Origin of the sequence: Petrocella sp. FN5 (assembly GCF_029210395.1) — a bacterium.
Lineage (GTDB): Bacteria > Bacillota > Clostridia > Lachnospirales > Vallitaleaceae > Petrocella.
This window is the reverse complement of record NZ_JARGDP010000060.1, coordinates 1-15,268: the sequence shown is the minus strand read 5'-3', so window position 1 is coordinate 15,268 and position 15,268 is coordinate 1. Positions and strand designations below refer to the sequence as shown.

General features: G+C 37.7%; 12 protein-coding genes. 10 read left to right on the top strand and 2 right to left on the bottom strand.

The genetic code is table 11. The features are described 5' to 3' along the window. Positions 1-48: 48 nt before the first annotated feature. Positions 49-813: a DUF1444 family protein gene (locus P0N36_RS12065; protein WP_275843105.1), complete on the bottom strand. Its 765-nt coding sequence runs from the start codon at positions 811-813 to the stop codon at positions 49-51. 404 nt (positions 814-1,217) lie between these two features. Here P0N36_RS12065 and P0N36_RS12060 point away from each other — a divergent pair, with 404 nt between their 5' ends. The 10 genes from P0N36_RS12060 (at position 1,218) to P0N36_RS12015 (ending at position 14,661) form a co-directional block, all read left to right on the top strand. Next, complete coding sequence (locus P0N36_RS12060; protein WP_275843104.1) at positions 1,218-3,275, top strand: methyl-accepting chemotaxis protein; 2,058 nt, start codon at positions 1,218-1,220, stop codon at positions 3,273-3,275. A gap of 273 nt (positions 3,276-3,548) precedes the next feature. Further along, entirely contained in the window at positions 3,549-6,977 is a 3,429-nt protein-coding gene (locus P0N36_RS12055; RefSeq protein ID WP_275843103.1) for a DUF6240 domain-containing protein, read from the top strand. Between the two features lie 9 nt (positions 6,978-6,986). Further along, positions 6,987-7,121, top strand: a complete 135-nt coding sequence (locus P0N36_RS12050; RefSeq protein WP_275843102.1) for a hypothetical protein — start codon at positions 6,987-6,989, stop codon at positions 7,119-7,121. Between the two features lie 159 nt (positions 7,122-7,280). Further along, the gene (locus tag P0N36_RS12045; protein WP_275843101.1) at positions 7,281-9,398 is read left to right on the top strand and encodes a flagellin N-terminal helical domain-containing protein; all 2,118 of its coding nucleotides are present in this window, start codon (positions 7,281-7,283) and stop codon (positions 9,396-9,398) included. Positions 9,399-9,407: 9 nt separating this feature from the next. Beyond that, positions 9,408-9,884: a flagellar export chaperone FliS gene (locus tag P0N36_RS12040; protein WP_275843100.1), complete on the top strand. Its 477-nt coding sequence runs from the start codon at positions 9,408-9,410 to the stop codon at positions 9,882-9,884. Between the two features lie 417 nt (positions 9,885-10,301). After that, the gene (locus P0N36_RS12035; protein WP_275843099.1) at positions 10,302-11,285 is read left to right on the top strand and encodes a DUF4003 family protein; all 984 of its coding nucleotides are present in this window, start codon (positions 10,302-10,304) and stop codon (positions 11,283-11,285) included. Positions 11,286-11,553: 268 nt separating this feature from the next. Continuing rightward, positions 11,554-12,147, top strand: a complete 594-nt coding sequence (locus P0N36_RS12030) for an RNA polymerase sigma factor (protein ID WP_275843098.1) — start codon at positions 11,554-11,556, stop codon at positions 12,145-12,147. Next, on the top strand, positions 12,144-12,977 hold the full coding sequence (locus P0N36_RS12025) for an anti-sigma-I factor RsgI family protein (RefSeq protein ID WP_275843097.1): 834 nt from the start codon (positions 12,144-12,146) through the stop codon (positions 12,975-12,977). Before P0N36_RS12030 ends, P0N36_RS12025 begins: the two co-directional genes overlap by 4 nt. 229 nt (positions 12,978-13,206) lie before the next feature. Further along, complete coding sequence (locus P0N36_RS12020; RefSeq protein ID WP_275843096.1) at positions 13,207-14,181, top strand: PepSY domain-containing protein; 975 nt, start codon at positions 13,207-13,209, stop codon at positions 14,179-14,181. A 102-nt stretch (positions 14,182-14,283) separates the two neighbouring features. Next, entirely contained in the window at positions 14,284-14,661 is a 378-nt protein-coding gene (locus tag P0N36_RS12015; RefSeq protein WP_275843095.1) for a hypothetical protein, read from the top strand. Positions 14,662-14,748: 87 nt separating this feature from the next. Here P0N36_RS12015 and P0N36_RS12010 read toward each other — a convergent pair whose 3' ends face one another. Continuing rightward, entirely contained in the window at positions 14,749-15,201 is a 453-nt protein-coding gene (locus P0N36_RS12010; RefSeq protein ID WP_275843094.1) for a C-GCAxxG-C-C family (seleno)protein, read from the bottom strand. Positions 15,202-15,268: the final 67 nt, after the last annotated feature.

Sequence of the window (15,268 nt, the reverse complement as noted above, 5' to 3'; positions counted from 1 at the left end):
TAATTATATGTACGGTTTAGGTGTCAAAACTATATAGTTAGACGTTTACTATTTCACCACTTTTATGATGTCGTTCATGTCATAATAGTAAAAAGTGTCTTTATTATACCGGTAAAGTAACCTAGATGTATTAGGAAGAGGATCATGACGAATGATCGTCTTGAGCATCTTAGCATAGGCCATATTATCTTCTGTAAATAAAAGTAAATCTGCATGAGGCATAGCTGTTAAAAAAGTCTCGCCGAGCTTTGATTTAACCTGATCAAGAAGTTCATTTAGATATAACAAAGAGCCACTATAACCATTACCATGTACCATGTAGATATCATAATCTTTATCAGGTTGTGAAAGCGTCCATTGAGTCTTTGTTAGATTTTCATATGCAGCTTCATGAATCTTGACGAGATTGATTGTTTTATAATCCTCCAAAAGGTGTTTTGTCAAAAGTCTTTTGCTCATGCCAGTTTCCTGAACATAACATATATTAAGATTCAGGAAGTATGGTGTATATAACCAATCAGGTTCATCCACTATGTCTTGATGATTTCTAACAAGAGGATAGACTTTGTCTAAATCAATCTTACCGTCGTCAGTATTTTCAAACTCTGTTATAGAGGTCAGAATTCGATTAAGGATCGCAACATAATTGTTATTGGCCTTATAGTCTAAAAACAATTCCTTAATGACAAGTTCAACGATGTATCCGTCACACAGGATACGAATATGATTACCGCTGTTGTCCAAATGCGTATGTTCATATGAATGGCTTAAGTCCTCTAAGAGCTTAAGGGCATAATTATCAAAAGTGAGCATAACAACCTCCTGTGATGATTTTTGTATGCAAATCATGGTTAAGGTATCAAAACTAGTTTAACCATGTAGTATTGACACCTTAGCCAATTATAACATAAAAAGTCCTAAAAAAAAGTGATAATATTAAGATATTAACGACAATTTAACTTTTTATTATTGATACTATAACCAGCAGATTCCAGTAAAATAAAACTGATTTCATTATAGGAGTCGGTGCAAGTTTATATGACATTCATTTCTTATATAGTTTGTATCTGGCTTCAATAGGTGGTAAAATGTACTTAACAGTCTTTGTTAATCAGAAGAACTCTTTTATTTACATCATTAAGCACCCAAACAATATTCCAATAACCTCTTAAACCATCCTTGTCAAAAATGATAATACCCCATGGAGGTGGCTTTTTATGAAGAAGCACATGTCAATCAGAATCAAGATTCTTGCTATTTTTTTACCCATTATTATTATTGTGGCCATAAGTATAGCAGCATCAAACATTATAGATTCACAAAAGGAAATCACCACTCAAATTGCTGAGAAGGTGGATTATAATCTAAAATATCTGGTTGAGAGTATGGAACATGAATTTACCTCTCATAGCCAAATCGCAAAATCTATTGGAAACATTTATACAAGCTATGGAAACGAGATGACAAAAGAAGATTATAGTAAGGTCATAGAGAGTATATTACCTCTTAATCCCAACACACTTGGATCTGGTTTATGGCTTGAACCATATACCTATAATACGAGCACACAATATTTTGGGCCTTATCTTTATAAAGATGGCGATGATATTGTCTATACAGAGGATTATGAAGGTCCCGAGTACGATTATCCATCTAATGACTGGTACTTAGTAGGTAAAAATGCAGAAAGTGGTGTAGGATGGACAGACCCATATTTTGATGAACTTTCGGGGATTACGATGATAACCACATCTGTTGCAATAGGTTCAGGTGACAATGTACTAGGCGTAGTATCTGCGGACTATGATTTGACAACCATACAAGAATTGATTGACGGTGTTAGAATCGGTGAAAATGGTTTTGCCATGTTACTGGATGGTCAGGGCAATATCTTAGCCCATCCAATAAAAGAAAAACAAATGAAATTGAATATATCTGAGGATGAGGAATTACAGCTGATGAAAGAAGCTCTAACCACCAGTAGTGAAGGTATGGAAATCATTGATATAAATGGTGAATCCAGTGAGGTATATTTTACGACTCTACCAAGTACGAGGTGGCAACTGTTAATCAGCATACCAAGAAGTGAGCTCTATTTTGGCGTACAGCAAATGGTAATAAGAACCCTACTCATTGTTGGTGGCATCTTGGTCTTGTCGGGTATTTTGATTTATCTCTTTAGTGAGATATTTATCACCCGTCCGATTATCAAAGCTTCAGAATACTTAAATACCATTGCAGATGGTGATTTCACACAAGAAATAGACCAGAGATACCTATCAAGAAAAGATGAAATCGGATCAATAATAGGCGCTATAAACAGCATGAATATCTCTCTCAAAGATTTGATTAACAATATTAAGAAAGAATCTTATAGTATTAAAAAAGAAGTCGAAAATGTTATGGGAAATGTTAATCACCTTAATAATAATTTGGAAGAAGTGGCTTCAACAACAGAAGGTCTAGCAGCCAACATGGAAGAGACAGCAGCATCATCACAGGAGATGTCAGCAACATCACAAGAGATTGAGAAAGCGGTTCAGTCTATTGCAGAACGTTCACAAGATGGTTCAATTGCAGCGAGTGAAATTAGCAAGCGTGCAGAAAAAACCAAGTTAGATGTGAACATGGCTCAGAAGAAAACATCAGAGATTTTTGAAAGTACCAAACAAAGACTTGAACATGCCATTAATGAATCTAAAGTTGTTGAGCAGATTGACATCTTATCTGAGTCCATCATGCAAATAACAGAGCAGACCAATTTACTAGCACTTAATGCAGCCATAGAAGCGGCAAGGGCCGGCGAGTCAGGAAGAGGCTTTTCCGTTGTTGCCGATGAGATTAAGAAGTTAGCTGAGCAATCTAAGAACACGGTACTTAAGATTCAAGATGTTACCGTTAAGGTAACTGGATCTGTGGAGAATCTCTCCGGTAGTGCCCATGAACTGCTTGAATTCATGTCGGTGGATGTTAATAATGACTATAAATCCATGCTGGAAATTGCAGATCATTATAGCGAAGATGCCGGTTTTGTTGATGATTTGGTAACAGAGTTTAGTGCGACATCAGAAGAGTTACTGGCTTCACTTCAAAGTGTTTTAGATACCATTGATGGTGTAGCATCAGCGGCAAATGAAGGCGCAGGCGGAACAGTTGCTATAGCCAATCGAATCAATGAAGCCAAGAATCAAGCAAAAGGTGTTCAAGATGAGATTAGTAGCACTAAGAAAAATGCAGATGGCCTTAAAATGGAAGTAGATAAATTCCGAGTCTAAATATTAAGGCTAATGACAAATTCTAGGATAACCCATATGTTTAAAGTCTCTAAGTGAAAAAGCTTAGAGACTTTTTTTCTTAAAGCACATCTTCCAAAGTATTTCTACGCTCTTGACTGACAAGTCAGCCTAATCCACCGCGGATGAGAGGGGACCTTCATCCTTAACATGTGGATTACCATCGCTAAGAAATACTAATTGGAATAAGTGCTTTCTTACTCAAGTAATGGTTCATAGATGCCGATGAAATAGGTGAAGAATGGAGATGGTAAAATGACCCAGGGTATACATATACGGATGGATAATCAACCCAGTGTTGATTCGAATATAAGAGAAAACGCATACTTAAAAGGCATGGTGCTTAATGCTCAAGTGGTGAAGAAAAATGATAGCATGACAACCATCCTGTTAGATGAGCGCCTCATTGAGCTCAAAAATCACATACCGGTTGTTGAAGCTATTGGTGAAGATCTATTACTTGAAGTGACAAAAGTCAAAAAAGATAGTATAGAACTAAAGTATTTACCGCCTAACCAATCTGCAGAGGATATAGGGTCTATCCCCGACCCATCCGGTAGAAAAAAATCCTTGGAGGTATCCAAGTCCTATCCAAAGGAACTGATTCGTGCAATCAAACCCCTTGACGTATCTGAAGAAAAAGCATTGTTTAAGATGGTAGAACAAGTTAAGACAGACTTAAGCGAATTGGTGAATAAAATGACCTCTGATGATGTGAAAACCATGCTTCAACAAGAGCTAAATATCAATAAGTTAAGTATCAGTCTTATAACCCAAGTGGTACGAAACAATAAGGAAGCCATCTATAACCATGACCTTAAAACCATCAAAGAAGCGATAAATATAGAAGTGAATCATTATAAAGGGCAATATAAGGATGTGGATCAATTAGAAAGAATTATTGGTCATCTTAAAGCCAGTGACATGCCTGTTAATAAGAAAAATCTAGATAAGATCAATGAAGTATTAGGACAGCTTAAGACGATCCTAGCTCAATCCGACGCTAAAGGCGTTACCTTAGTGAGTAATAAAGCACCAACAACCATTCAGGAAGCTTATAAAGCGATTCATACACCTTTACCACAAGTTACACATTTGGATATGGGGCATGAAGACATGACGAAGATGGTTAAAGAATACTTGGAAAAAAATGAAATGGAACCGACATTAAAAGCCATAGAAGTCACCAAAGACATGATTTCTCGTAATATTGATATCACAAAGAGCAAGATAGATTTTATGCTTAATCCAATGAAAAAAATGGCCGAGGTAGATATAGATATTACCATAAAAAATATCATCCATCAGATGAAACATAATCAACCGACAGATCAGGTCGTTCTTAGTCCTTTAGATCATATACATACTGATAATAAGGAGATAATCAAAGAACAGACCATTTTGAATATGAATCCTGTTGTTCTCATCAATAAACTACATAAGATACAGGACTCGCATATCTTATGGGCTACAAAAAAAGATACACCTATGACTTTAGAGCAACTTTTTAAGGTAGAAGCAGTTAATGAAGAGGATTTGAACCTACCTGAAAATCCGGAATTAAAAGTGCTTCAACAGGCCATTAGTCATAAACGTCATCTGGAGGAAATCCGACTCAAAATGTCAATAGAAGCAGCAACAAAACTAGAAGGTAAAGGCATAAAAATCACAACAGAACCTTTAGAAAGAGTAGTAGAAGCTCTAAGAGATCATGAACAGCAGATCTATCGTAGCTTGGCTCAAGGTCACGAATGGTTACCCACCAATAAGGACCTTAAAACCATGACAAGGACCATGGATCAAGTCAGACAGGTCGATACATTGTCGGATTCGGTATTGTTTCGGCTTATGGGGCAGCCTGCCATGACCATAAAAGAAATATCTACAGCTACGACCATAGATGAGGATGCAGCATTCATAGCTAAGTTTAGCAATGGTCAGGCCCAGGCCCAGGCCCAATCGGCCATAAAACAATATGAGGAAAACGGAACGAAGGTTAGAGCAGATTTAGGAGACCGGGTGGAAAAAACCTTTGATCAGATTGAGTCCATACTCAAAGATCTTAATCTAGAGGTGACACCTAAAGCTACAGAGGCGGTACAGATTTTAGCCAGAAATGAAATGCCCTTAACCGCTGAAAATATACTTCAGATTCAGGTCGTACAGAGTAAAGTTGAAACCATTACAACCCGAATGAACCCACATATGGTTATATCCATGATTAAGTCAGGTATTACCCCCCTAGATCTTGATATGGATGAAATGCTGGAATGGATGGGTAGTTTTGAAGAAGTCTTTGGTGAAACCGGATCAGAGAAAATCAGCCGTTTGATAGTAGAGTTGGATGCCTCTAAAACTTTAACAGCTAAAGAACGGGAAAGCTTAATGGGCATCTATAGAACTTTCGATACAGTGACCCGCTCAAAAGGAGCTGCTACAGGATTTTTGGTCAAGAATGGATTGCCCTTAAATCTAGAACAACTTTTTGAAGCGTCCAAATTCATTCAGAAGACTAAAGGAGTCAAGCCGTCTATTGCTGCAGATATTGACGATGAATTTGGCAGAACTTTAGAAGTGATACATCCCAAGGGCAGTATTAGAGAGCAAGTACTAAGTGCCATTGAAAATATGGGCAGGAAAGCAACCCATTCACTGTTAAATACTGTAACAGCACTGGATGATATGGATATTGCGTTATCAGAAGTTCATATGTTAAGGAAAGAGCTTTTGGACCTTCAAGTCAAAGACTTTATAACGACTTTGAGTCAACCCAAGTTAACTCAGACACTAGAAGACTTAAAGCTTCAAGATCATGAAAAAATGCCTCTTGAAAATCTAAAAAACCATATGGAGAGGGTCAATGAACTTAGTCAAAAAGAAATTGGCATGAAGGAACAGACACAAATCATGAAATATCTGGAATTTGCCAAAGAGCATCCGGAGATTGTCAAGACAATGATCAAAAACGAAATGCCCATAACACCCAGCCATTTGGAGAAGGCCATGGCCCTTAACAAAGAACCCTTTGAGCTTATGACACGGTTAAGAGATGCCATCAATACCCTTGAAAATGAGGAAGAGAAAAGCCGAATGGTAGAGCAAGTGAAAAGCGTCTCAGAAGGTCTGCTAAAAGGTGAAACAACCATAGACAACTTAAAAAAACTGTTGACAAACCTAGAGCAAGAGCTTCTTGATGGGAAGAATACTTTGGAAGCTAATGATGTGAAGAATATACAAGGTGCAAGTTCGACTCTAAACCATACTCAAATGATACAGCTTAAGGATAATTATTACCAGATACCGATTATGATGGGTGGAGAAATCAGTCAACTGAACCTGTATATTCTAGGTGACGATGAAGCAAATATAAGAGAAGATTTGGAAGGCATTAAGATTTTTATGAGTTTCAAAACTAAGAATCTAGGCACAGTTCAGGCGTTGGTAGAGATTCAAAAAACAACAATGCACATGAATATTCAATCATCCAACAAAGAAGATTTAGAACTGGTTAAGAGCTTTGAAAATGAGATTAAGCAGATGGTTGCACAAACCAATTTCGGTTTTGGTGGCATCAGTTATAACAATTTTGTGGCTGAAGATCCCATAACCGGTTTGCAAAAAAATGATGTTGAAAATATCATGATTAGAAAAACAGACGGATCTACATTTGAGATTCAGATTTAGGAGGTCAAAATGGAAGTAAAACAAGACGACTCAAAAAAAAAGCCAAGAACACTACCGACACAAGTAGGCGAGATTGCAACCGGCCTTTCTACCATCATTCAAAAGATGGATGAAGCCAAAGAAAAGGCGTTAAAAAATGATTAATCAACATATTTTTCATTATTAACTAAAATAATTGAGAAATATGTCGATAAACACTGTAGAAAACTAACGACGTGATGAAATATCATTGCCAAGGCAGCATCATCTTTAAGGAAAAAGAATGTCTGTCACAAAAATTTCAATCAGAGAGGTGTGTACACTATGAGAATTAACCACAATATTCCTTCACTTCGTGCCCTGCATCAGCTAGATAAATCTAACAGCAAGTTGGACAAAACATTACAAAGATTATCATCTGGCCTTAGAATCAATAATGCAGCGGACGATGCGGCAGGTCTCGCAATCACTCAAAAAATGGACACGCAAGTAAGAGGATTGAAACAGGCGAATCGAAATGCCATGGACGGCATATCATTAATACAGACAGCAGAGGGTGCATTAAATGAAGTGCACGCTATGCTACAAAGAATAAGGGAATTGTCGGTTCAAGTTTCAAATGGCACTTACGATGCGCAAGACAGAAAAGCAGTACAAGATGAAGTTAGACAAATGCAAAACGAGATTGAAAGAATCTCATCATCCATTGAATTCAATCAAATGAAGCTCTTAAACGGTGATATCGACCGTAGAGCCTTCTCCACCAATGCAGATATCGCTGACATTGTATCTATGAGCGATACGGTAGAAGCTGGGGTCTACTCTTTTGAAGTATCCCAACTTGCAAGTGTGACTAAAGATATTGGCGGTATTGTTGACTTGTTTGATGGTAATGGTAAAGCAACAGTTGCAGGCACGATTAACATCAACGGTGAGCAAGTAACCATCAAAACAGGTGATACCAGTGAAGAAGTCTTCTCTAAGCTTAGAGACTTGTCTTCAAGGGTGGATGTAAGCATCAGTATTGAACCGGTACCACCGTTTGGTAATGGTAAAGCACTTAGTCTGTCAATGAACCAATTTGGTCCAAGAGAATTGAATGTAACAGGGGACCTAAGTCTTCTTAGAGCACTGGGTCTTGATAATGAGCATTTTCAACCCAATACAGCCAATGTATTTGAAACCATGATAGACATAGGCACCAACACGACCATAACAGCGCCAGGTGGCAATGTTTTGATTAATGGTACAACTGTATCTTTAAACAACACAGACACCAATCAAAGTATATATGAGAAGTTAAAACTAGCTGGTATACCCGGTCTTGAACTTTCCTATTCCAGTACCGGAGAATTGGTTGTCTATTCTGCTAAGCCTCTTGTTGTTGAGCCGGCGAATGCAGCAGAGCCCAATGATGTTACATTAGCTGGTGAGTTAGGTGCTTTTGAATTAGGCACAGTTGTAACAGGCATCGGGACCGCTGATCTTACTAAAAGTGTACCTGTGGATGCAATATCTACCGGTGCAGGCGATGATCTTACAGGGTTTCTTGCTATATATGTAGATGGTGCGCCGGTAGCAACCGTTGATTTTAGCGCCGGTCATGATCTAGATCTTGCAGCAGGAAGAGAAGCCGCTTTAACGGCCCTTAATACTCAGGCATTGGCGAGTGATACTTATTTTGCATTTACCGATGATGTACCAAATAAATTAGTAGCATTCAACAAAGGTGGTTTTGAAGTGACTTTAAAACCAAATACAACTTCAAATGCAGCGGATATAGCGACGGCTAAAAGCCTAGGCTTTGAAACGGGCAATATCACCCTTGAAAAAGGCTTTGGTAATTTAGGACGTAACGTTCAGATTAATGGCTCTAGCATTGTTTTTGATGATCCGGCTACAACGAATGTTATTGACGGTTTCCCGGCAGGTACGACGGTAACCACGGTTGGTCGTGATATTGTCTTTGAGTCAAATAATAATTTTGAATTAAGGCTGGTATCAGGTGACGACATCGGTATGGTAACCATGAACCTTCTTCAGACAGGCCCTCTTGATTTGCAGATTGGTGCCAATGAAGGTCAGTTTATGGAGATTAGGATTCAGAATTTATCACCAAGAGCTCTTGGTATAACAGATCTTAATCTATCTACATCCGGTGGTGCCCAAGAAGCAATTGGTATCGTGGATACAGCCATTCAGACGATTTCAACAGTTAGGTCTAAGCTTGGTGCATATCAGAATCGACTTGAGCATACCATAGCCAACTTAGAAGCAGCTTCAGAAAACATGACTGCATCCTTATCAAGAATTCTAGATGCGGATATGGCTTATGAGATGTCACAATTTACACTACAGAACATCATTCAACAAGCGGGAACATCCATGCTTGCACAAGCCAATCAAAGGCCACAGTCATTACTACAACTCTTACAAGGTTAGGGTGATTAGATGAATGCACAACATGCTAAAGAATTTCAAACCAGGATTGTAAACGCCAGCCAAAACGACTTGGTGGTCATCAACTATGAGATGCTGATTACAGAAATGGATGAAGCTATAGAAAAATTTGACCAAGAAGATGAAAAAGGCTTTACCAACAGTATGAATAGAGCAACAAGGCTACTTAGGGAACTAAGTGACAATCTGGATTTTCAATACGATATTTCAAGAGATTTGATGTCCCTGTATATTTTCGTGAACAAACGATTTATTGAAGCTTCTATTAAGAACAGTGTGAAGCCCTTAGAATCAGCGAAAGATGTTTTGAATATGCTCCTAATTGGATGGCAACAAGCGGCCAAAGAAGAGCAGAAGACGGCACCACTGATTCAGAACGGTCAACAGGTTTATGCGGGACTGACTTATGGTAAGAATAAGTTGAATGAGTCGGTTTATACTGAGAACAGTAGGGGATTTAAGGCTTAGAGGTGGTCCTATAAAAACCCTTCCGTAGTATGTATGAAAAATTTATAGCAGCAAGTGTTCGTTTTTGACCCTCGAGGGAAAGGTGGAAAATGAATGCTTGCTGTTTTTATATTCAGATTAAAGAATGAATTCTAACTGGGTCCTATGAAAACCCTTCCACAGTATATATGACTACGGCCTCCGATTGGTGCGTCCTGCACCAAAAGTCGGCGGACAGCTCCTGCTGTCTTGCTTAAGCCATATATCCAGCTCCAGGAACTTCATAGTCGTTACTGGAAATCCTTATCTTTGAAATTAAAATACCATTAAATATCGGGGATGACCATGGCTATAGTAAAATGTATGGGGTAAAATGATAGGTAGAACAATAAATTAGACACTATAACCAAGTATAGAGATTTGAATAGGGAGATTAGGATGAAGCCATATTATCAAGAAAGAATAGAACGTTTAATGAATAATTTTCTAATATTGGAAAAACCTTTTATGTGGGAACACAATTTACTGATTCATCTTGTAGCCCTTAGCTATACCATGAGTAAGAAGGATGTAGATGTGGACCGGATCAAAGGCATGAAAAAATATATTAAGACCAGGTCAGGTGCATTTTCACCTTATAGAGGTATGATGAATTTTACTGTGGCCGGTCTTTTGTGCGCTCAATATGACAATCCGGAAGAGATCTTTGATCAAATGTATAGAAGGCAACCCTTTCTTAAAGAAGCAGGTTTTAAGCAGAGCAGTTACTTATGTACGGCAAGTTACGCACTTGAAAAAACCCTTACATCAAATGATCAAGCAGCCCAGAGGATTAATAAAGCTATGGAGATCTATAAGGATATGAAGGCCAACCATCCTTTCTTAACCAGCGGCGATGATTATGCTTTGGCCATATTACTCTCTACTTCAGGTCATCCAGTAGATGCGTTGGAATCTTATTACCGAGCTTTAAGTGAAGTCGGTTTTACTAAAAGTAATGGGCTTCAGACACTATCACATATACTGGCTTTTAGTACCATGAGTAAGAGAGATATGGTCGATCGATGTAGCCATCTTTTCCAAGTTATGAAAGAAAATAAGCTTAAGGTGACTACAGAATATTATCCGGCTATAGGCCTTGTAGCCTTATTGGATATGGATGAGAAGGTACTAGGTGAAGATTTTGTAGAAGTCGCCACTTGGCTTAAGGGCTTGAAGAAATACAAATGGTTGGGCAAAGGGATGAATATATTGTTGGCATCCGGTATCATTTCCGATTATTATATTGAATCAGCTAAAAAAAATGGACTGATTACGACAACTTTAAGTGTATCTATTGAAACAATTATAGCGGCTCAGACTGCAGCTATGATTGCCACCATCACAGCGGCAAGTGCAGCAGCCAGCAGCAGTTCCAATTAGGAAGAACAAAGAGGCTACGCCTCGTTTTGCAAAGCAAATTGTTCCGGCAGGAAAGACTTCTTTGATAGTTAATGCGACGCTTCAACGCATTAACATAGGGTAGACTTTCCTAGAGAAGAACAAAGAGGCTACGCCTCGTTTTGCAAAGCAAATTGTTCCGGCAGGAAAGACTTCTTTAATCGTTAACATAGGACAGACTTTCCTAAAGAATAAAAAAGATGCAATAAAACAGAAGGATTAGACGTTAACAGAATATAAGGAGAATGACATGCTATTGTTTACCTTTGTTGTGGATGATGGGACTTCTAAATCACCCACTTATAAAAAACTTGATATAGATGAAGGTCTTTTTAGGCGCATTGGCGCATCGGACATGGTAGCTTTTGACGAACTGTATCAGCTGACAGAAAGAACGCTCTATGCTTATGCTCTATCTTTGACGAAAAATCATGAAGAAACTTTGGATTTGATTCAAGAAACTTATGTTAAGGTGCTTTCAGCAGCCCATTTATATAAGCCCATGGGTAAACCCTTGGCCTGGCTATTTACAATCACGAAGAACTTATATCTAAGTCAACTCAGAAAAGACAAACGTATTGTTTACATGGAAGATCAACAGCTTAGTAATAACAGTCGGTTTTCTTATATAACAGATCCGGAAGATAAGATGGTACTAGAAACAGCCCTTCAACACTTAACTGATGAAGAAAGTCAGATTGTTTTGTTACATGCAGTTACCGGTATGAAGCATAAAGAGATTGCTAGCAACCTAGGCTTAGGGCTTTCGACAACGCTTTCAAAATACCATAGGGCTATAAAAAAATTAAGATCACAATTGGAAGAAAAGGAGGGTGCACGATGAATGAAAAGAAAATATTAGAACGTTTATCAAGTGGTATTGACCAGGCACCCATTGACTTACTTGAAATTATTAAAGCGCAGCCGATGACCAAACAACTCAAGCATGATGACATTACCAGACAAAAAAAGTACATACCACCGATGGGATATATGACAGCTGTTGCATCAGTTGTATTCCTAGTTGTACTTTTTAGCATACAGCTTCAATATAGAACCATTGATAGTACAGTCTATCTGGATATTAACCCAAGTATACAGATAGAAACCAACAGACAAGATAAAGTCATAGGGTTGATAGCTCTAAATGCGGAAACCCATACATTTATTGGAGATTATGATTTCAAGGGAAGAAACTTGAATGAAGTGACCATGGACCTTGTGGACAAGTTGGTGCTGACCAACTACATCACAAAGTCAGAGGATATGATGTTGGTCTCAGTCTATAATGAAAACAAGGAAAAGGCCAATCTTCAAAAGCAACAGATTAAGGATCTAATTATCCATCATCTTGAAAAAGACAGCATTCGTCCCATTGTTTTGGCACAAGCGATTGACCGAAGTAACACCATTACAGATATGGCTAAAGCTTACGGTATATCAGAAGGAAAGATGACATTTATTCGGAATCTGATGATCCTATCTCCTGAGTTAAGAGTAGACAATCTGGTGAGACTATCACTGGAACAGTTAATCAGCTTGGCAAAATATATGGAACTGGATTTGAGCCCAATCATTGAAAAACAAGAGCTTGAGCGTATTGACTTCCCCTATACGATTATCAATAACGACGACGATGATGATATCGATGATGAAGACATCGACATTGATTAAATGAATTATTAAAAATATGACTTTTTATATATAGTCATATTTTTTTATTCTCTACAAGTCATACTCTAGCATTTGCGTCAAGGTCCTTTCCTTTCGAACCGTTCAGAAATATGAGCAAAGCTCATAACGAAGCAAAGATTCTTTTTTTATTTATATGCAATAAATGGGGGTCCTTGTGCATTAACCTGTTATAGAGGCAAATAATATAATTTAAACAGGAGGTAATATTATGAAAGCAAAGGTAAATAAAACTTGGGTTGGTGTAACAACAGTTATTTTTACTATGGCAATAGGCTTAGGATTCTTTTTTAACGCTCCGGTAAACAGCTTTACGATGGATATCAATCCTAGTATTGAGATCCTATCGAACCGACTAGAAAAAGTTGTAGAAATCAAACCGTTAAATGAGGATGCAGAAGCGTTACTGCTTAATTATTCCTTAAAAGACAAAGATCTAGAAAAAGTTATTGACGATATTGTAGACCTAATGATTCTTACTGGTTATATTTCTGGCGGTCAAGATAATAAGGTTACAATTACCGTTTCAGATGAAAAATCTCAAAAGAAGCATGTGGATAAAGTCAACCAGATGATAACAGCCTATTTGGAAAACAAGCAGATTGAAGCGGTTGTCATGACACAGATAGTAGATTCATCGACCAACCAAAATGATCTAACCATCATGGCGGATGGATCAACACAAGAAAAGTTGATAGAGCCAACATCACAGTTAGAAGACAAACAAGTCATTGGTATAGAAGTGGCAAAAAAAATAGCTTTAGGCTTAGTGAATGGTGAAATTATAAAATTCGAATTTGATGACGACGATAATGATTCAAAGTATGAGATAGAAATCATATTCGAAGGTAGAGAATATGAGATTGAGATCGATGCATATACAGGAAAAGTGCTAGAATTTGATAAAGATGATGACGAAGAAGATAGAAATCAAGATAATAATCATGACACAAATACATCCAGGAAAGTCATAGGCTTTGAAGCAGCGAAAAAAATAGCTTTAGACTTAGTAAATGGTCAGGTTGTAAAATTCGAATTTGATAACGATGATAATGATTCAAAGTATGAGATGGAAATCATATTTGAAGGTCGAGAATATGATATTGAAATAGATGCTTATACAGGTAAAGTAATAGAGTTTGAGTTTGACGACGTAGACGACGATGACGACGATGATAATGACTAAGACAATGAAAAGAAAATTCGCGTGGTAACATGAGATACCGAATTATAATCTACAAGTTGTTATAATAATAACAACCAAGATATTAGAAGATGAGGTGATTTCATGTCAGCAAGGATAGAAATATTTGCAGCATCAAAAGATGTGTTAAGTAAAGTTGGCTGTAGTACTTGCGTACTTAAGTGTGCTTCCAGAGACCAAGTAGAATTAACACCAGAGATACTAAAACATCAACTTGAAGCAACCTATGGTGCTGATTTAATGATTGAGCTTAACACTTATGATGTAGGTGATGCATCTATGATAATTGACAGAATGAATCAAATCTATGAAGACAATGATGTGAAACGTAGGGTTAATTCGGTGCTCATAAAACCGCTTATGTCTAGAATCTGGCCATTAATTGTGGTGGATGGGAAAATAATATCTGAAGGTACACTGCTTGATTTAAATCAGATTAGAAACCATATAGATACCCCATGATCTCAAGACTGAGAGCATATTATAATTAAAGACCTAAGGTTATTTCCTAGTAAAGGATAACCTTAGGTCTTTTTATCATTATTAATCTTATTTTTTACCGGATTCTCGGAGGATGATTTTGGCGACTTCTTCAGCGACTTCACCTGTAAAAGATATACATTGGTCCATATGCTTACGTGAGCCAAGGCGCATACCTTTTGTGAGAACTCTACAGCATAGTGTTTTATGTTTTTTTCTAAAAGTCTCGTGTAGCTCATTGGCCAGCTTCATCGTTTTCACCACTTTTTTATCTTTGGCATCCCTACGACCAAAAACCAGACCTAAGGTCATGATGCCACCAATCACAGCGCCACAGCTACAGCCTGAATTACCCATACCTACAGGGAAGCCGGAAGCAGCTGCGATGATGTCATCGGATATGGGCAGTTGGAATTCATCTTTGATGGTCTTAACAATGGCCTCTGAGCAATAATAATCACCATTTCGATAATAGTTTTCTGCAGTTGTTCGGATTGTATCCAGATCTATTAGTGTATTCATTTAAGTCTCCTTAGTTTTTCTTTAACCAATATACCATCTTTAGTGGCATTAATCCAATAATTTAATG